Source organism: Kribbella jiaozuonensis (genome assembly GCF_005233875.1).
Lineage (GTDB): Bacteria > Actinomycetota > Actinomycetes > Propionibacteriales > Kribbellaceae > Kribbella > Kribbella jiaozuonensis.
In genome coordinates, this window is sequence record NZ_SZPZ01000007.1 from 506,913 (window position 1) to 523,298 (window position 16,386).

The 16,386-nt window shown below is 68.5% G+C and carries 16 protein-coding genes; 4 read left to right on the forward strand and 12 right to left on the reverse strand.

Annotation, left to right across the window (positions count from 1 at the left end):
* Positions 1-37: 37 nt before the first annotated feature.
* The gene (locus FDA38_RS40935) at positions 38-1,090 is read left to right on the forward strand and encodes an FAD-dependent oxidoreductase (RefSeq protein ID WP_137259560.1); all 1,053 of its coding nucleotides are present in this window, start codon (positions 38-40) and stop codon (positions 1,088-1,090) included.
* On the opposite strand, the gene FDA38_RS40940 is transcribed toward FDA38_RS40935, so the two are convergent.
* The 5 genes from FDA38_RS40940 to FDA38_RS40960 all read right to left on the reverse strand — a co-directional run bounded on the left by FDA38_RS40940 (position 1,087) and on the right by FDA38_RS40960 (position 5,905).
* Entirely contained in the window at positions 1,087-1,581 is a 495-nt protein-coding gene (locus tag FDA38_RS40940) for a hypothetical protein (RefSeq protein ID WP_137259561.1), read from the reverse strand. The genes FDA38_RS40935 and FDA38_RS40940 overlap by 4 nt on opposite strands.
* A gap of 96 nt (positions 1,582-1,677) precedes the next feature.
* On the reverse strand, positions 1,678-3,081 hold the full coding sequence (gene pdxR, locus FDA38_RS40945; RefSeq protein ID WP_137259562.1) for a MocR-like pyridoxine biosynthesis transcription factor PdxR: 1,404 nt from the start codon (positions 3,079-3,081) through the stop codon (positions 1,678-1,680).
* Between the two features lie 21 nt (positions 3,082-3,102).
* Positions 3,103-4,314, reverse strand: coding sequence for an MFS transporter (locus FDA38_RS40950; protein WP_137259563.1), 1,212 nt, complete (start codon positions 4,312-4,314; stop codon positions 3,103-3,105).
* 61 nt (positions 4,315-4,375) lie between these two features.
* Positions 4,376-5,431, reverse strand: coding sequence for an ArsR/SmtB family transcription factor (locus FDA38_RS40955; RefSeq protein WP_137259564.1), 1,056 nt, complete (start codon positions 5,429-5,431; stop codon positions 4,376-4,378).
* Positions 5,432-5,905, reverse strand: a complete 474-nt coding sequence (locus tag FDA38_RS40960; RefSeq protein ID WP_137259565.1) for a GyrI-like domain-containing protein — start codon at positions 5,903-5,905, stop codon at positions 5,432-5,434.
* A 79-nt stretch (positions 5,906-5,984) separates the two neighbouring features.
* On the opposite strand from FDA38_RS40960, the gene FDA38_RS40965 reads away from it, so the two are divergent.
* Positions 5,985-7,265 (forward strand): glycoside hydrolase domain-containing protein, encoded by a 1,281-nt coding sequence (locus FDA38_RS40965; protein WP_137259566.1) that lies wholly within the window; start codon positions 5,985-5,987, stop codon positions 7,263-7,265.
* 4 nt (positions 7,266-7,269) lie between these two features.
* Here the strand turns inward: FDA38_RS40965 and FDA38_RS40970 are convergent, their stop codons facing one another.
* The gene (locus FDA38_RS40970) at positions 7,270-7,635 is read right to left on the reverse strand and encodes a cupin domain-containing protein (protein WP_137259567.1); all 366 of its coding nucleotides are present in this window, start codon (positions 7,633-7,635) and stop codon (positions 7,270-7,272) included.
* Positions 7,636-7,697: 62 nt separating this feature from the next.
* Here FDA38_RS40970 and FDA38_RS40975 point away from each other — a divergent pair, with 62 nt between their 5' ends.
* Positions 7,698-8,162 carry a MarR family winged helix-turn-helix transcriptional regulator gene (locus FDA38_RS40975; RefSeq protein ID WP_137259568.1) on the forward strand — a complete coding sequence of 155 codons (465 nt, stop codon included), beginning with the start codon at positions 7,698-7,700 and terminating at the stop codon, positions 8,160-8,162.
* Here the strand turns inward: FDA38_RS40975 and FDA38_RS40980 are convergent.
* The 3 genes from FDA38_RS40980 to FDA38_RS40990 form a co-directional block, all read right to left on the reverse strand.
* The gene (locus FDA38_RS40980; RefSeq protein ID WP_202878060.1) at positions 8,159-9,430 is read right to left on the reverse strand and encodes a serine hydrolase domain-containing protein; all 1,272 of its coding nucleotides are present in this window, start codon (positions 9,428-9,430) and stop codon (positions 8,159-8,161) included. The two genes, FDA38_RS40975 and FDA38_RS40980, sit on opposite strands and share 4 nt — an antisense overlap.
* A gap of 72 nt (positions 9,431-9,502) precedes the next feature.
* Positions 9,503-12,319 carry a DEAD/DEAH box helicase gene (locus tag FDA38_RS40985; protein ID WP_137259569.1) on the reverse strand — a complete coding sequence of 939 codons (2,817 nt, stop codon included), beginning with the start codon at positions 12,317-12,319 and terminating at the stop codon, positions 9,503-9,505.
* A gap of 37 nt (positions 12,320-12,356) precedes the next feature.
* Positions 12,357-13,238: an alpha/beta hydrolase gene (locus FDA38_RS40990; protein ID WP_137259570.1), complete on the reverse strand. Its 882-nt coding sequence runs from the start codon at positions 13,236-13,238 to the stop codon at positions 12,357-12,359.
* Between the two features lie 71 nt (positions 13,239-13,309).
* On the opposite strand from FDA38_RS40990, the gene FDA38_RS40995 reads away from it, so the two are divergent.
* Positions 13,310-13,774 (forward strand): MarR family winged helix-turn-helix transcriptional regulator, encoded by a 465-nt coding sequence (locus FDA38_RS40995; RefSeq protein ID WP_137259571.1) that lies wholly within the window; start codon positions 13,310-13,312, stop codon positions 13,772-13,774.
* A gap of 57 nt (positions 13,775-13,831) precedes the next feature.
* On the opposite strand, the gene FDA38_RS41000 is transcribed toward FDA38_RS40995, so the two are convergent.
* From FDA38_RS41000 to tatC, 3 genes are all read right to left on the reverse strand, one after another.
* Positions 13,832-14,656: a chitosanase gene (locus FDA38_RS41000; protein ID WP_137259572.1), complete on the reverse strand. Its 825-nt coding sequence runs from the start codon at positions 14,654-14,656 to the stop codon at positions 13,832-13,834.
* Positions 14,657-14,749: 93 nt separating this feature from the next.
* Entirely contained in the window at positions 14,750-15,622 is an 873-nt protein-coding gene (locus FDA38_RS41005) for a diacylglycerol/lipid kinase family protein (protein ID WP_137259573.1), read from the reverse strand.
* On the reverse strand, positions 15,622-16,377 hold the full coding sequence (gene tatC, locus FDA38_RS41010) for a twin-arginine translocase subunit TatC (protein ID WP_130439305.1): 756 nt from the start codon (positions 16,375-16,377) through the stop codon (positions 15,622-15,624). Before tatC ends, FDA38_RS41005 begins: the two co-directional genes overlap by 1 nt.
* Positions 16,378-16,386 lie beyond the last annotated feature (9 nt).

A 16,386-nucleotide genomic window follows, 5' to 3' on the forward strand; every position in this document is an offset into this window, starting at 1 on the left:
CGGGAAGACGAGCGCCTGCCCGGGCGTTGACGCTGGTGTGCTCGAAGTTGCGGTGATCGGTGCGGGACAGGCGGGACTGTCGGCTGCGTACCACCTGGTGCGGCTCGGATTCACGCCCTACGACGAGGTCGTCGTACTGGACCGGAATCCGGCGCCCGGCGGCGCCTGGCAGCACCGGTGGGACTCGCTGACGATGCACGACGTCCACGGGATCGCGAACCTGCCCGGCGTACCGGTGCCGCCTAGCGCCGACACGGAGCGGGCCAACGCGTTCGTCCCGGCGTACTTCGCGGACTACGAGCAGCGTTTCGACCTGCCGGTGGTGCGGCCGGTGGCGGTCGAGAGCGTGCACGAGATCGCTCAAGGCTTCGAACTGCAGACCTCAAAGGGCGTGTACTCCGCGGCCGCGCTGGTGAACGCGACCGGGACGTGGGACCGGCCGTTCATCCCCTGGTATCCGGGGATCGAGACGTTCAAGGGCCGGCAGTTGCACACCGCGGACTACGCGGGCGCGGCAGAGCTCGCCGGGCAGCACGTGCTCGTGGTCGGCGGTGGCGCGTCGGCGGTGCAGTTGCTGGCGGAGATCTCTGCTGTTGCGACCACGACCTGGGTGACGCGGCGGCCGCCGGAGTGGCGGACGGGTGACGACTTCACGCCGGAGTACGGGCGACAGGTGGTCGCGCGGGTCGAGGAGCGGGTACGCGCCGGGCTGCCGCCGCGGAGCGTCGTCAGCGTGACCGGACTGCACCTGCGTCCGCAGGAACAGGCCGCCTGGGACCGCGGCGTCTACACCCGCTATCCGATGTTCACTCGCATCACCCCAGACGGCGTGGAGTGGGCGGACGGCCGTCACGAACACATCGACACCATCCTCTGGGCGACCGGCTTCCGCGCTGACCTCGCCCACCTCGCCCCGCTCCACCTCCGCGAAACCTCCGGCGGCATCCGTATGAACGGCACGGCGACGGCCGCCGACCCCCGTATCCACCTGGTCGGCTACGGCCCCTCCGCCAGCACCATCGGCGCCAACCGAGCCGGCTTCACCGCCGCCCGAGCCCTGCGCGACCTCCTGAAGTCCCAGGCCGCTTAGCTTTGCGGGCGGCAGACCTCGCCCTGGATCGTGGTGACGAAGTGGTCGGTCTGCCAGTGCTGGTTGAGGTAGGTGTAACCGGTGGCGTTCTCGTAGCGTCCGGTGCCGCCGGTGAATTCCTGCGTGCCGCCGGCGTGCCCGGTGCCCGTGGTGGTGTTGACGTTGCCGATGCTCGTCTCTAGGGCGGTGAGCGTCGAGCCGTCCTTGAAGGTGTAGGTGATCGTCCCGCTGACCGGGCGGTAGCCGGGTGCAGTGGGCGGCGCCTCGCCGCGGGAGCCGAGGATGAAGACGGTCGTCCCGTCGAAGCCGTGCTTGCCGCGGACCGTGCCGGCCACACAGACCTGGGTCGGCGGCGGGCAGCCCACGTCGACGACCTTGTCGGAAATGGTCGCGTCGATCTGCTCGCAGCGCGGATGCGCGTTGGCGACGGACGAACCGGCGACCACGCCGGCACTGGCGAGGGCAACGGCGGCGATGCGCAGGGATCTCATCGAGTCCTCCTGTGGTGAGTGTCCGCGGCAGCCTAGGAACGGACTCAGGCCGGTGGAGGTGCCGGTTCGCGACGTACTGCGCCAGTCCAATCTCGATCAGATAACGCGGCGCAGCGCGGCCAGCCCGGCGGGGATGCGGTCGGCCGCGATCGCGCCGTACCCGAAGACGAACCCGTTCGGACCGGCGCCGTCGATCCCCCAGCGCGAGACGGTCCCGACGTTGACGCCCGCCGCGAGGGCCCGCGCGGCGAGCGTCGTGTCCGGCGGTTGCCCGGGCGTGAGGAGTGCGGCCATGTGTGTGCCGCCGCTGGACTCGATCGGCTCGAGTACGCCGTCGAAGTGTTCCCGCAGGGTGCTGATCAGCACGCCGTGCCTGCGTTCGTACGCGCGCCGCATCCGCCGGATGTGGTGCGCGAGACCGCCGTCCTCGATGAAGGCGGCGAGCGCCGCCTGCACATGCCCGCCAGTGCCGTAGTCGGCGACGAACTTCGCCCGCCGCGCGGCCTCCGCCAGCGTCTCCGGTACGGCGAGGAACCCGACCCGCAGCGCCGGCAGCAGCGTCTTGGAGAACGACCCGACGTACAGCACGCGCCCTTCCATGTCGGTCGCCTGCAGCGGCGTGAGCGGACGCCCGCTGAACCGGAACTCCGAGTCGTAGTCGTCCTCCACGATCGCCGCGTCGTGTCGCGCGGCCCAGGCGAGTAGCGCCGTACGGCGGGAATCCGACAGCGGCATGCCGAGCGGGAACTGATGCGACGGGGTCACGTACACGAGCCGCGTCCCGGCCGGGATCCGGTCGACGACCAGCCCCTCGCCGTCCACCGGCACCCCGACGACCTTGGCGCCGTGGGCAACGAATCCCCGATAGGCCGGCAGATAGCCGGGATCCTCCATGGCTACCGTGTCGCCCGGCTCGAGCAGGATGCGTGCAGCGATGTCGAAGGCCTGCTGCGCACCTGTCGTGATCACGAGCTGCTCCGAAGCGATCCGGACGCCGCGGCTCACGACCAAATGCCGCGCAAGCGCCGTACGCAACTGGGCCGAGCCCGCCGGATCGGCGTACCTGACCTCGGTCCGAGTACGCAGCTGATCGTTGAGCAGCGCCCGCCACCGCGCGAACGGGAACTGCGTCCGCGCGGGAATGCCCGGCGCGAAGTCGAACTCGGCAACCGGCGCAACAAGATCCGGTACGGCGAGCCGCTCGGCGGTCCAGATCTCCCGAGGCCGCAGCGGCGAGGCAGGCGGGGTGGTCGGCGCAGGGACGCGTTGGCCGGTGACGACCGTCCCGACCCCAGCACGAGAGCGGATCAACCCGTGCGCCGCGAGCCGTTCGTACGCCGCAACCACCGTCGCCCGCGACACCGACAACCGCCCGGCCAGCTCCCGTGACGACGGCAGCACCGTCCCCGCAGGCAAGACACCCGTGCTGATCCGCTCGTGCAACTGCGCGTAGATCTGCTCGGCCAGCCCGCCCTCCCCCAACTGCAGATGCAGATCCATGCAGGCATTCTCGCCAACGAATCAGCTCACAACGAGGTCGCGCCGTTCGGTGTTCGCGCGGTGCCCGGCGACCGTGCCCGGGATCAGGAGACCCGCGATGAGGAAGAGAGTGCCAACGAGCAGCCATCCGGGCCAGCCCCAGGAGACGGCGACCGTGGTGAGGAGCAACGGCGCCACGAGGTCGCCGAGTTGACGGCCCATCGCATACGCGCCCTGGTACTGGCCCTGTGCGCCGGGCGGCGCGAGTTCGAAGCTGATGCCCCACCCGCCCGCCGACTGGAGCATCTCGCCGAGGACGTGGAAAAGTGCCGCGACGATCAGCAGACCAACCGTGACCACGCCGGACGTCGTGTCGGTGAGAGCGAGCACGACGCAGGCGCCGGCGAGTAGCAGTCCGGCCCGACGGCCGGCTCGGGCGGCGCCGGCGAGATGTTCGGTGCCTCGGGCGACCCTTACCTGCAGCAGGATCACCGCGACCGAGTTGATCACCAGCAGGACCGAGATCATCCACCGCGGCGCGTCGGTCGCGGTCGCCACCCAGAGCGGGATCCCGACCTGCGCCAGCGCGGCGTGCATCGTCAGTACGCCGTCCAGTGCCACGAACACCAGGAACCGCCGGTCCGCCAGCGCGGTCAGGCCGGACGGCCCGCCGGCCGAGGGCACCCTGTCCACCTCGGGCATGCCGAAGCGGACAAGTCCGGCCGTGACCAGGTACGTCGCCGCGTTCGCGAGCAAGGCGATCACGTAGACCTCTCGACGGTCGACCGCGAGCACGATCCCGGCCAGTCCCATGCCGGCACCCATGCCGACGTTCGTCGCGACCCGGAGGATCGCCCGGGTCCGCACCCGCTGGTCGGCCGGTGACAGTCCCGCGATCAGAGCGCCCTTGGCGCCGCGCTGCCCGGAGTCCGCGATCGCGGTCACGCCGGCGACCACGACGTACGGGATGAAGGAACGGACCTGGGTGAGCGCGGTCATCGTGAGCGCCTGGAGCAGCAGGAATCCGACGTACGCCCGGTTCGGGCCGAGGCGATCGGCAACGACACCGAGCGGGGTACTCGTCACCAGACCGATCAGTGCGGCCACGGTCAGCCCGATGCCGACATGCCCCACGGACAGGCCGACCGACCTGGTCAGGAACAGCGCTCCGACGGCCGCGTAGACGCCGTTCCCGAGCGTGTTCACCAACGTTGCCAGAATCAACCGACGCACGGCAGGCGGAAGAGAAGTCACCTGCTCACTCAAAGCCAGGCGGCCCGGTCCGGCCGTTGGATTGCCGACTTCTGTCAGTCCATCAGCGCATGATCAGGGTCAGGAGGTCGGTGCCGAGCGTGGTCAGGGCGGATTCGTCGAGGCGGTAGGCGACGAAGCGGCCCTGCCGTTCAGCCGTGACCAGACCGGCTCTCGTCAGCGCTCTGAGATGGCGGGTGACCTGGGTCGGGTGCAGACCCCAGAGCGCGGCGATCTCACCGGCGGTGCGGGGTTCGCTGGCGACGGCTCGGCAGACCTGTAGGCGGTCGGGTGACGCAAGTGCGTCCAGCCGGGCGCGGATCTGTTGAGCGGTCGGTACGACGGTACTGCGGCCGCTCAGCGGGTAGATGATCGTGATCGGTTCGCCAGGGATCTCGCCGACGAACAGGTGCGGCGCGATGTAGTTGCTGGGGACAAGCAACAGCGAACGCGTGCTGACGTCGATCCGCTTGCTCTGCACCTTCTGTACGACGACGCTGTCCGCGTCACGCAGGTCGATCGAACCGTCCAGCGACCGCAGCATCGCTCCGACCCCGTCGCGGATCGCCAGGTCGCGGTCGTGCCGGCCGCGGGCAGCCAGCTCGTCCCGTGACGCCGACCAGACCTCGCCGAACCACTCCTGCCAGCAGGCATCCAGCAGGTCGACAAACCGCCGTACCGGATCTGCAGGGGACGTCACGAGCGACTCCACCAGCCCAGCCACCGCACGGCCACGGCTGCGAGCCCAGTGCAGTACGGCGTCGGTGTCGACGGTGCGGCTGCTCAACGGGCGACCGTGCAACGGCCGGACCAGCTCGGCGGCCACCTCCTCCGGCGGGCGCGACCGGAGCGCGGCCAGCTCATCGGACCACGACGGCATGCCGGTAGCAGCTGTTGTCGCGAAGAAGCGAGCACGGACCGCGCGGACCGTCCACGACCACTGCGCCAGCTCGGAGCGCAGCTCGGCGGACAGCGGTACGGACGCCGCCCACTCGACCCGGTCATGGTGAGTGGGCTCGGCCAGCACGTGCAGAGCGCAACCCAGCTCGATCAGCGGCGACGCAACGTGCCGAACCCGCTCCGGCTCAAGCCGACTGACGCCGGCCAGGACAGTCGGCACTCAGTCCTTCAGTTTGAACTGGAGGTCGGTGTCCCAGTCGTTCATGTCCGGGACCTCGCGCGGGTCGGAGCGGTAGATCTCCAGGCGGGCGGTCCAGTGGTCGCCGTTCGCGTCCCACTCGACGCCCTGCTCCTCGCCCCACGCCAGGAGGTCGCGGGTGGCTGCCATCAGGCCGTCCGGGTGGCCATGGTGGCTGACGGTCGCGTACCGGCCGGCCGGGAGTACGCCGGTGACGATCTCGCCCTCACCGGAGCGCAGGTCGTCGACCGGGAACCCGATCTCCATCACCAGTCCGGCGTCCATGTCGACCACGTCGTACTTGAAGAACGGCGCGTCGTTCGGGGCGATCTCCTTGGCCGCGAGCCAGTCGATCACCTCCCGCATCCGGTCCGCGAACGCGGCGATTCCGTCCATCGCGACTTTGCCCCGCAGCGCGACGTACGGGCGTTCCTCCAACTCGACGATCTCCGGCATCGGTCCTCCAAATACTCGATGGTGGCCTCAACCTACCGCCCGGCGATTCCTGAGGGTCTACTGAGACCAGGGGGTCACGATGCTGAAGCTCAAGGTCTTGCTCGCCACCATGGCGCTCTCGGTCGCGGTCCTGCCCGCATACGCCGAGCCGACGACGCCGATCACCTACAACGCGGGTACTACGGCGACGCGGTTCACCGGGTTCGCGTTCGACACGTGTACTGCGCCGACGCTGGCGCAGATGACCGCGTGGAAGGCCTCGCCGTACAAGGCGATCGGTATCTACTTCGGCGGCGTCAACCGGAGCTGTGCACAACCACAGCTGACCCCAGCATGGGTCACAGCCGTCACCGCGATGGGCTGGCGACTCGTGCCGATCTATCTTGGGCTGCAGGCCCCCTGTGGCACGCGGACGTACAAGATGTCGACGACCGCGTCCAACCGCGAGGGGGTGCGGGACGCGGACGATGCGGTCGCGAAAGCCAAGGCGTTAGGCCTCCTGCCGGGTAGTGCGCTCTACAACGACATGGAGAACTACGACCACACCAACTCCGTCTGCCGTTCCGCCGTGCTGCACTACCTGTCGTCCTGGACGAAAGAGCTGCACCTGCAGCGCTATCTGTCCGGCGTGTACGCCAACCTGGGCTCGGGCGCGCCCGACCTCGCTGCGGCCTACAACTCCCCGTCGTATGCCCGGCCGGACGCACTGTGGATTGCACGCTGGGACAACAGCAGCCTGCTCACCGGGTGGGCCGGTATCCCCAACACGTTCTGGGCGGTCGGACAGCGTGGCAAGCAGTACGTCGGTGACCACACCGAGACGCACGGCGGCGTGACGCTCAACATCGACAACGACCGCTTCGACGCGCCTGTTGCGTCCGTCGGCTACAACTACACCGTCCGTACGACGATCCACTCGTACTCCGGTCCGTCGACGGCGTACCCGGTCCGCTCGACAATCGCAGCGAACGCCGGCGTCCGCGTGGTCTGTCAGACGGTCGGCCCGAAGATCGGAACCAGCTCGGTCTGGGACAAGCTGATCGACGGCACCTACGTCACCGACTACTATGTCCGCACGCCGAGCAAACCCGGGTACAGCGCACCACTCCCCGGCTGCAGTTTCCCCTTCCAGACAACGATCAGCGGGCTGAGTCGGCGGCACGGCCCGGGCGCGGCGTATGCGGCGTACCCGAGCACTCTGCCCGCTGGGTCGCTGGCGTGGGTCACCTGTCAGACAGCTGGGTCGAGAGTCGGCACTACCTCGGTCTGGGATCGGCTGAGTGACGGCAGCTGGGTCACCGACTACTACGTCGCTACGGCGAGCAACACGACGTACACCGCACCGATCCGTCGCTGCTGAAGGCTTACTGTGCCCAGGGCGGCTGGACCGCGGTGCCGTCGGCCATGTAGCCCGTGAAGCCGGCGGTGATGGCGACGTACAGCTCCGCCGGACCTTCGCCGAGGTTGGTCAGCGAGATCGGCTCACCGGCCGGTACGACGACCGCGTCGCCCGGGCCGAGCTTGTCCGCGCCGAGTGACACGGTGCCGCTGATGACCATGAACACCTCGTCGCGGTCGAGCGTATGCGGCGCGTCGCCGCCGTGCCCGGGCTCGACCGTGAGCTTCCACGTGCACAACCCGGCCGAACCGCGGCTCGGCGCGGCCAGCCCGGTGAACTCGACCCCCGGCAGCTGGAACCGCTGTGCCTCGGTCGCGCGAATGACGTGCATCTCGTCCCCCAATCAATTAGACAAGCTGACTTGACCAAGTCAGCTTGTCTATCATGACTGTCATGACGCGATCGGGCAAGCCGGATATCGGGATCTTGTTGCTGCTGGCGGACCAGGAGTTCGTCCGCGAACTGCGCGCGCACACGGCGGCGCTGGGGTACGAGGACCAGGGCCGGTCGGACGGATTCGTCCTGCGGACGCTCGGCGCCGGCCCGCGGACGATCAGCGGGCTGGCCGAGCGGCTGGAGATCACCAAGCAGGGCGCGGGCCAGATCGTCGACGACATGGAGCGCCGCGGGTACGTCGAACGCCGCCCGGACCCGTCGGACGCGCGTGCGAAGCTGCTGCACCTGACGGCGCGTGGTGAGGCCGCGCTGTCGACGGCGCGGAAGTTCCATCAGGCGTACGAACGCCGCCTCCGCAAACGCTTCGGCGACGAGGCGATCGACACCCTGCGCGACGTACTGACCGACATGGCCGGCGAGGCCCAGATCAGTACGCCGCACTTCAGGGCGTTGATGTTCTAGCTGAAGTACGTCGGGAACAGGTCGTTCGTCGGCCAGGACTTGACGCCGTTGGCGGCGGTCCAGAGGGCGGCGTCGATGTCGCCGTACGACTTGCCGCTGGCGTCGTCGCGGCGGTTGAAGAGGGCGGCCCAGCTCATCCCGTTGTACGTGCGGACGACGATCGTGAACGTACCGGGCATGCTGCCGGTGTGCCACGTGTTGCGACCGGTGCCGCCGGTCGTGACGGGGCGGATCTGCCAGCCGAGGCCGTAGTACCAGCCGTCGGGGTTGACGCCGATCGACGGCTTCGCCCAGACGTGGCCGAGCGAGGCGCTGTTCAGGACGCTCGACGGGGCGTCGAACATCTTCGCCCAGCGGACCAGGTCCGGCGCGCTCGCGATCCAGCCGCCGTTGGCGTCCTGGATCCGCATGCTGAACGTGCCGTACGGCGCGGGCACCGTCTTACCGGACATGTCGAGCACGGTCGGACCGGAGTACTGCGACTCGTACGACGTCTCGCCGCTGTGCTTGGCGATCGAGTAGCCGAGCGACATCCGCTTGATCTTCAGCGGCGCGAGCAGCTTCTGCTTGACGTAGTCCTCGTAGCTCAGTCCGCTGACCTTCTCGATCACCCGGCCGGCAAGCGTGTATCCGAAGTTGGAGTACGCATACTTCGTGCCCGGGGCGAAGTCGAGCTTCTGACCGGCGACGTACTTGATCACGTCGGCCTGGTGCAGCTCCATCGGCACGCCGAGCGTCCGGGAGATGGTGGCGTCCTTCCACTCCGGGTCGCCGGACACATCCCGGTCCCAGCCACCGAGGTGCTGGAGTACCTTCCACAAGGTGATCTGCGACCACCGCGGGTCCCTGGTCAGCCCCGTCGCGGGCGTGATGTCGATGATGTTCGCGACCGGCGTGGACAGGCTCACCTTCCCGTCCTGCACCAGCTTCACGATCGCGGCCGCGGTGAACGACTTCGACAGGCTCGCGATCCGGAACAGCGACGTCGGCTGCACGGTGATCGCGGTCGACGTACTGTAGCCGCGGGCAAGCACCAAACGGCCCTTGTACGTCACCGCAACCTGCCCGGCGGTGATGCCGCGGGCCTGCATGAACGCCTTCATCTGGTTGTCGAACCCGGCCAACGCCGGCACGGCGGTCCCGGTCGTCTTCCAGGTGGCAGCGGCATCAGCCGGCCGCCCGATCGAATAACCGACCCCGGTGCCGACCGCCGCGGTAGCACCAGTAGCGACAGCCAGCTTCCCGAGATTCCGGCGCGACAACTCCACGAACGTCTACTCCTTCAAGGCAGAGGTTTACAACCACTCACAACGTTGAAGGAAGTCTTTCACCCAAGAGGTCTACTCGACCATCGAGGCGTAGGAGATCACGCCGCGGCGGATCTGGTCGACGACCGACCGGGCTGTTTTGCGGAGCGGGGTGTCGCCGGCGGCGTCGGCGATCTGTTCGGTGAGGTCGATGAGTTGTTTGACCCACCGGACGAAGTCGCCCGCGGCGAGGTCCGACTCGTACAGCACCTCGGCCAGCGACGCACCCGACGCCCACCGGAACGCGGGCCAGCAGAAGTTGAGGTCCATCGACCGCAGGAAGTCCACCCGCATGTCCCGCTCCAGCGCGGACAGGTCGCGCCAGATCGACCCCATCCGCTCGAGCGCTTCCCGGACGTCGCCACGCGGCAGCCGCGGTGACGTCGGCTCGTCCTTCGACCGCGACTCGTAGACCAATGCGGCCAGACAAGACGCCAGCTCCGGGACGGTGAGGTCGTCGAAAACTCCTTGCCGAAGGCACTCAGCCGCGACCAGATCCAGCTCGGTGTAGATCCGGGCCAGCCGATCGCCGGCCTCGGTCGTCTTGTCGCCGTCGAGGTAGTGCAGCGCGTCCAGCACCTGGCAGACCCGGTCGAACTGGCGGGCGATCGTGTTCGTCCGCTGCTCGATCTTCCGCTGCACCTCACGGTTCTCCCGGTCGAGCCGGAAGTACCGCTCCGCCCACCGCGCGTGGTCCTCGCGGTCCGAGCAACCGTGACACGGGTGCGCACGCAGCTGCGCGCGCATCTCCTGCAGCTCGGGATCATCCGCGTGCGCAACGGCGTCGCGACCACGGGTCCGCGACGGCGGCCCGTCCTCGCCGAGGAGGTCGGTCCGCGTCCGCAGTACCTGGGCCAGTTCGCGACGCTGCTGCGGGTTGCGCGGGTTGAACTTGCGCGGGATCCGCAGTACGCCGATCGCCTCGACCGGGGCCGGGAAGTCGACCATCGACAGCTTCCGCACCTGCCGGTCCAGCGTCAGCACGGTCGGCCGCGGCCCTTCTCGCTCCGACCGCATCCCCGGGTCGAGCACCAGCGCCCAGCCCGCGCTGCGGCCGGCCGGGATCCGGATGATGTCGCCGGTCTTCAGCTTCTCGATCGACTCCTGCGCCTCGACCCGCCGGTCGAGCTTGCGCCGCTTCGAGCCGGACGCCTCGCGATCACCGATCCGCCGGCGCAGAGCGGCGTACTCGAGGAAGTCGCCGAGGTGGCACTCGATCGACTCCTTGTACCCCTCCAGCGCCTCGGTGTTCCGCTGCACCTGTCGCGCCAGCCCCACCACGGCCTGGTCGGACTGGAACTGCGCGAACGACAGCTCGAGCATGTCCCGCGCCCGCGTCCGCCCGACCTGGCGCACCAGGTTGACGGCCATGTTGTACGACGGGGAGAACGACGACCGGAGCGGATACGTACGGGTCGACGCGAGACCCGCGACCTCGCGCGGATCGAACCCGGGCTGCCACAGCACGACCGCGTGTCCCTCGACGTCGATCCCACGACGCCCGGCCCGCCCGGTCAGCTGCGTGTACTCCCCCGGCGTGATGTCGACGTGCGCCTCGCCGTTCCACTTCGACAGCTTCTCGAGTACGACCGTACGCGCCGGCATGTTGATGCCCAGGGCAAGCGTCTCGGTGGCGAACACGACCTTGATCAGGCCGCGCGCGAACAGCTCCTCGACGACCTCCTTGAACGCCGCCAGCATGCCCGCGTGGTGCGCCGCGATCCCGCGACTGAGCGCCTCGGCGAAGTCGTGGTACCCGAGCACGCCGAGGTCCTCGTCGGGCAGATCCGCCGTCCGCTCGGCCACCACCCGCTTGATCTCGTCCCGCTCCGACGGCTTGGTCAGCCGCAGCCCGGACCGCAGGCACTGCACGACCGCATCCTCACAACCCTTGCGGGAGAAGATGAAGAAGATCGCCGGCAGCAACGCGCCCGCGTCCAGCTCCTCGACCACATCCGAGCGGTACGGCGTGAAGTGCGACCGGGACGGCCGGCTCTTCGGCAGATCCCTGCGCCGACGGGGTTTGCGCGAATCGTCGCGGAAGATCCGGTTGTCGTCGCGGGCGATCCGGACCAGCTGCGGGTTGACCAGGTCCTTCACGTCGGCCTTGACCGGCGCGTTTGCCTTGGCCGGATTACCCGATTTGCTGGGCGCACCGACGCGCGCGGTCGGCGCCTCGCCGGCGAACAGGTCGTGCAGCCGCTTGCCCACCATCACGTGCTGGAACAGCGGCACCGGCCGCTTCTCCTCCAGGACGACGACGGTGTTGCCGCGGACCGTCTCCAGCCAGTCGCCGAACTCCTCGGCGTTGCTCACCGTCGCCGAGAGCGAGACCACCGAGACCGAGTCCGCGAGGTGGATCAGCACCTCTTCCCAGACCGCGCCACGGGACCGGTCGGCCAGGTAGTGCACCTCGTCCATCACGACGTACGACAGACCGAGCAGCGTCTGGGATCCGGCGTACAGCATGTTGCGGAGGACCTCGGTGGTCATCACGACGATCGGGGCCTCGGAGTTGACCGAGTTGTCGCCGGTGAGCAGGCCGACCTTGTCAGCGCCGTAGCGGCTGACAAGGTCGCCGTACTTCTGGTTGCTGAGGGCCTTGATCGGGGTCGTGTAGAAGCACTTCTGGCCGCGCTCCAGGGCGAGGTGGACGGCGAACTCGCCGACCAGCGTCTTCCCGGAGCCGGTGGGTGCCGCAACCAGCACCTGGTGGCCGTCCTCGAGGGCGGCGCAGGCACGCAGCTGGAACTCGTCCAGCTCGAAGTCGTAGAGCCCCCGGAACTCCTTGACGGCCGGATGCTCCTGGTCCGAGCGAAACGAGGCATATTTCTCGGACGGGGTACTCATGACCCCAATCTATGCGACGGCACCCACAAAACCCGCGTCAGCCAGCTGCTAGCCGGCTCTTGATGAACGTGGCGGCGTGGTCGAGGGCTTCGTCGGCCTCGGCCATGGCGCCGGCGAAGTACTGGAACACGTGCGGGGCGCCGGCGATCACGTCGAGGCTGATGTCCACGTCCTGCTCGGCGGCGCGCGCGACCAGGCGGAGCGAGTCGTCGAGCAGGATCTCCGCCGTACCGACCTGGACGAGTAGGGGCGGCAGGCCCTTCAGGTCGGCGAAGACCGGGCTCGCGAGCTCGTTCTGCGGGCTCGTGCCGCTCAGGTAGAACTCAGCGGACTCGGCCATGTTGGCGCGACTGAACAGCGGGTCGTCGTCGCCCCGGCTGTCCATGCTCGGGCTCTTCAGCGACACATCGGTCCACGGCGACAGCAGGACCGCGCCCGCCGGCAGGGCCAACCCTTCGGCCCGCGCCGCGATCATCGTGGCCAGCCCGAGCCCGCCACCGGCCGAATCGCCGACGATGACGACCTTCTGACCGCTCTCCACCAATTCCCGGTATGCCGCCAACGCATCGTGGATGCCGGCCGGGAAGGGGTGCTCGGGAGCGAGCCGGTAGTCCAGCGCGACCGCCGGCACGCCACTGCGGCGCGACAACGGCGCCGCGAGGTTGGCGCCGGTCCGCGCGGAACCCACGACGTACGAACCGCCGTGCAGGTAGAGGATCACCCCGTCCGCATCGGCGCCGTCGACGTGCACATCCAGTGCCGGTACTCCACCCAGCGTCCGCTCGACCACCTTCACGTCGTCGCCGAGCGGGCGGCTCGCGAACAACTCGTCGAAGCCGGCCCGTTGCTCGTCCGGCGTCCGCCCGAGCTCGGCCTTCTGCATCATGCTGCGTGCTGCTTCACGTTCTTCAGCGCTCATCCGTCCGTCTCCTGGTGATAGATTCCGAGGAATATAGTTCTCTCCAACTACATTCCGAGGAATCTAATTCCGTGACTGATCTCACAGCATTGTTCACGGACCTGGTCCGGTTGGAAACGCGGCTCTACAACGTCCTCGACACCCGCCTGAAGGCCGAGCACGACCTCCCCCTCGGCCAGTTCGAGTTCCTGCGCTTCATCGAGAGCCACGGCACGGCCCGGGTCTTCGACCTGGCCCGCGCGATGGCCATCACCGTCGGCGCCACCAGCAAGGCTGTCGACCGCCTCGAGTCCGCCGGCCGCGTTCGCCGTACGGCGAACCCCCACGACCGCCGCTCCTCCCTCGTCGCACTGACCCCGGCGGGCGAACACGCGCTGGCCGCAGCGTCACCCACAGTCGAGTCCGAGCTCAACACCTGGGTCGGCTCGGTCCTACCCGCCGGCGTGCTTGAGCAGCTCGGGACCAGCCTGTCGATGCTCAGACAGCGCGCCGAGGCCGACTCCCGCACGGACCGCCGCGAGGTGTTCAAGACATGACGCAGCCGGGCTCCCTTCCCTGGTGGTCCGATGGGAGCCCGGCTGCGCGCCTGGTGGCTAGCTGATGTGGTACGGGTCGCCGTACACCTTCCAGTCGAGCGGGGTGTCCAGGTTGAAGTTGCCGTTGCGGAGGAACACCCGCTGGGCGGTGTCGACCCGGCTGGTGTCGCTGTGGGCCTCTTCCTGCTTCATAGCCCACACCCGCGCGTCGAGGAAGGCGTTGAGCCAGGTGGTCTCGTTGCCGCCCTGCGACGGCGGCTTCGCCTTGCCCAGCGCGCGCTTGCGGATGCCGCCGAAGCTGGTCGAGTCGTTGCCGGGACCGTGCATGACGATCGCGTCGTAGTAGCAGAACTGACCGAGGGTGCGGACCCCGTCGGACTTGCCCTGTGCGACCGCCGGGTTGAAGTAGACCCGGTCGCGCTCGTCGTTCTGGCAGCCCTGGAAGACGGTGTCCTTCGCCGCGGTCTTCCAGTCCTTGGTGTAGTTCGGGTCGAGACCCTGGTGCGAGTCGCCGCCGTTCACCTTGCGCAGCGCCGGCAGGTACTTCTGCAGGACGTTGTTCGGCTTGCGGTCGGCGTACAGCTCGACCAGCTCCAGCATGTCGCCGGTGCCCGAGCAGAACCCGATGATGCCGGCGGTGTAGCCGCGGCCGTCGTCGATGTCCTCGATGTACTTGTACTGCGCCTTCCAGTCCAGCGACGAGTTCTCCGCGCTGCAGACGATCTCCATCGCGATCTCCTTCTTCGCGGGATCGTCGAGACCGGTCGCCTGCACGGCAGCGTCGGCGTGCGGGGCGTAGCGCGAGACAGCCAGGCCTGCGGGGACAGCCGCTAGCGACAGTCCGAGCAGCAAAGCGTTCCTGCGGGTGGGGCGGTTCTCCATGACTCCTCCGAGGGGCGTCCGAGGCAGCAACTGTTAGGAAGCTTTCCTATCAGACGGAGGACAGAAATGAGAATAGCTCGAACGTTAAGGTTTTCAGGCGAAGACGGTCAGGGCGCCGGGCGCGATGCCGATGTCGACCGGCAGTTGGCCCAGCGGCTCACCATCGGCGTACGCCGTGATGCCGGGCGACTCGATCCGGACCGAGCGACCCTGGAGCGTGCGCACCGCCGGATGGCCGACGTGGGTGCCCTTGGACAGCTTCGGGAACAGCTGCAGCAGCGTCAGCCGCGACACCGGCTGGATGATCGTGACGTCGAGCAGGCCGTCGTCGATCGTGGCGCCGGCGCAGATCTGCAGTCCCCCGCCGTACGTCGGGCCGGTGCCGACCGCGACGAGCATCGCGCTCGTCTCGATCGGGTCGCCGTCGACGGTCACGACGTACTCGAGCGGTTTGAACGTGCGCAGCTCGGCCAGCGTCGCGACCGTGTAGCGGGAACTGCCCTTGGGCCAGGACATCGCGTTGGCCCGCTTGTTCACTAGCGAGTCGAAACCGCCGGCGACGACCGTGGTGATGAAGACGTCCTTCGCGGTGGCGAGGTCGATCGTCCGGGTCTTGCCGGCCACCACCAGATCAGCTGCCGCGAGCGGGTCCTTCAGCGGTACGCCGATACCGCGCGCGAAGTCGTTGCCGGTGCCGGCCGGGATCACGCCGAACGGCATCCCGGAATTGGCCAGCACCTGCGCCCCGAGGTGGATCGTGCCGTCACCACCGATCAGCGTGACCGCATCCGCCCCGGACGCGACCACCTCCGCGGCGATCCGGCCGACGTCCTCGGCGCAGGTCGTGGCGTGAACGTCAACCGTCAGCCCGGCCGCAGCCAACCGATCCCGAACCACCGGCGCAATCCGCGCACCCAGCCCACGACCGCTGGTGGGGTTGACCACCAGCGCGATCCGACGACTCATCAATCAGCCAGGAGTTCGTCGCTGCGCGCCTTGCGGCGTTTGTCGTTGATCCGCGCGATCACTTCGGAGGCGAAGAACAGCACGCACATCGGGAACGCCAGCAGACACATCGTGAACGGGTCGCCGGACGGCGTCGCCACCGCGGCGAACACGAAGATCACCAGGATGATGTACGGCCGGAACTTCGACAGCGCACTGGCCGGCAGCACCCCGACCATATTCAGCAGGACGACGACCAGCGGTATCAGGAACGCTATGCCGAACACCAGCAACGTCCGGATCACGAAGTCCAGGTACTTGCCGAGCTCGATCAGGTTCTGCACCTGGTCCGGAGTGAAGCCGAGCAGGATCTGGATGCCCTTCGGCAGGGTCCAGTAACCGAGCGCGATACCCGTGGCGAACAGCGGCGCCGCGATCGCGGCGAACAGGTACGCCCACTTCTTCTCGCTGCGATGCAGGCCCGGCGCGATGAACGCCCACAGCTGGAACAGCCAGATCGGCCCGGCGACGACCAGGCCGAGCAGGGCCGACACCTTGATCCGGAAGGTCAGCGGGTCGCCGACGCCCTGGAAGGTGAGCTGCGGCTTCAGGCCGCGGTTCTCCGCGAACGGCTTGACGGCCGTCTCGAACGGGTGCTTGAGGATCTCCAGCGCCTGGTAGTAGATGAACCAGGCCGCGATCGTGCACACCACGATCGCGAGCACGCTGATGAGCAGCCGGTTCCGGAGCTCGACAATGTGCTCGCGCAGGGTCATCCGACCCTC

What these genes read in the sequence shown, in the direction of transcription:
- FDA38_RS40940 (WP_137259561.1), bottom strand. Translation starts at nt 1,581, where the DNA reads ATGAGATCCCTGCGCATCGCCGCCGTTGCCCTCGCCAGTGCCGGCGTG.
- pdxR (WP_137259562.1), bottom strand. Translation starts at nt 3,081, where the DNA reads ATGGATCTGCATCTGCAGTTGGGGGAGGGCGGGCTGGCCGAGCAGATC.
- FDA38_RS40960 (WP_137259565.1), bottom strand. Translation starts at nt 5,905, where the DNA reads ATGCCGGAGATCGTCGAGTTGGAGGAACGCCCGTACGTCGCGCTGCGG.
- FDA38_RS40965 (WP_137259566.1), top strand. Translation starts at nt 5,985, where the DNA reads ATGCTGAAGCTCAAGGTCTTGCTCGCCACCATGGCGCTCTCGGTCGCG.
- FDA38_RS40970 (WP_137259567.1), bottom strand. Translation starts at nt 7,635, where the DNA reads ATGCACGTCATTCGCGCGACCGAGGCACAGCGGTTCCAGCTGCCGGGG.
- FDA38_RS40975 (WP_137259568.1), top strand. Translation starts at nt 7,698, where the DNA reads ATGACGCGATCGGGCAAGCCGGATATCGGGATCTTGTTGCTGCTGGCG.
- FDA38_RS40985 (WP_137259569.1), bottom strand. Translation starts at nt 12,319, where the DNA reads ATGAGTACCCCGTCCGAGAAATATGCCTCGTTTCGCTCGGACCAGGAG.
- FDA38_RS40990 (WP_137259570.1), bottom strand. Translation starts at nt 13,238, where the DNA reads ATGAGCGCTGAAGAACGTGAAGCAGCACGCAGCATGATGCAGAAGGCC.
- FDA38_RS41000 (WP_137259572.1), bottom strand. Translation starts at nt 14,656, where the DNA reads ATGGAGAACCGCCCCACCCGCAGGAACGCTTTGCTGCTCGGACTGTCG.
- FDA38_RS41005 (WP_137259573.1), bottom strand. Translation starts at nt 15,622, where the DNA reads ATGAGTCGTCGGATCGCGCTGGTGGTCAACCCCACCAGCGGTCGTGGG.
- tatC (WP_130439305.1), bottom strand. Translation starts at nt 16,377, where the DNA reads ATGACCCTGCGCGAGCACATTGTCGAGCTCCGGAACCGGCTGCTCATC.